Raw genomic sequence first — 1,224 nt, 5'->3', positions numbered from 1 at the left:
AATAGTGACTGAGATCGTTAGTTAGCTTTTTCCAACTGGTCTCGATCATGGGGTAAATCGAAATCTTGTTCAGGCCCTAAAGGAATGACCCCCGTCGGATTGATCGTAAGGTGACTGGCGTAATAGTGGGTTTTGATATGCTCAAAATTCACTGTCTGGGCCACCCCTGGCACTTGATACAGCTCGCGAACATAAGAACTCATCGCGGGGTAACTCGCTATCAGTTGTCTATTGGTTTTAAAGTGTCCAAAATAAACAGCGTCGAATCGAATCAGTGTCGTAAATAGACGCCAGTCAGCTTCGGTTAGTGTTGATCCACACAGATAACGCTGCTTAGACAGTAAGCCTTCTACCCAATCTAGGGCATCAAATAATTGATGGTAAGCGTCTTCATAGGCTTCTTGCGTCGTCGCAAAACCTGCACGATAAACACCGTTATTAATGCAGTCATAAATTCGTTCGTTAATCATATCAATCGACTCACGCAAGCCCTCTGGATAATAGTCATCAGTATTGCCAGTTAGGTGATTAAAGGCTGAGTTAAACATGCGAATAATTTCAGACGACTCATTACTGACAATCGTTTGGGTCTGTTTATCCCATAAAACCGGTACCGTAACCCGCCCCTCGTATTGGCTATCAGCGCGCATGTAAAGCTGGTAAGCGTATTGAAAACCGTACAGCGGGTCGGTAACTTCCCAACCGTTTTCTAACATTATCGGGTCGACTACCGTCACATCGATATAATCTTGTAGATTCTTCAGCTGGCGAAAAATCAACGTGCGATGAGCCCATGGGCACGCCAACGAAACATACAAATGGTAGCGGCCTTTCTCTGCCTTAAACCCCTTCTCACCCTGCGGGCCAGGTTGACCATCGGCGGTCAACCAACTTCTGAAGCGACTATCTTGGCGACGAAACTCACCTCCGCTATCGCTCGTGTCATACCACTGATCAACCCATTTCCCATCTTGTATTAAGCCCATGACCTTGTACCTCAATAACGATTATCAAAGTGCGATGTTTTGAGTCGCACTTAACTATCTGAATCTGATTAATCAACGTGTTGGCTAAACAGTCTTGTACGATAAAAGTGCCTTATCAATACTCAAACTACCTGCACCTCTAATCGTTAAGGTTGCGCTGATAACCAGTAATGCGAGCGCAAACTCATAACCGTTAGTTGCCATAAAAAATCCATTTTCAATGTGAGCCGTGACAATC

At 44.9% G+C, this 1,224-nt stretch carries 1 protein-coding gene; it reads right to left on the bottom strand.

The genetic code is table 11. The annotated features are described in order from the left end of the window. Positions 1-17: 17 nt before the first annotated feature. Entirely contained in the window at positions 18-986 is a 969-nt protein-coding gene (locus tag A3761_RS03925; protein ID WP_068553336.1) for a glutathione S-transferase family protein, read from the bottom strand. Positions 987-1,224: the final 238 nt, after the last annotated feature.

The organism is Oleiphilus sp. HI0123, assembly GCF_001635315.1.
This window is presented reverse-complemented; position numbering and strand designations above follow the sequence as displayed.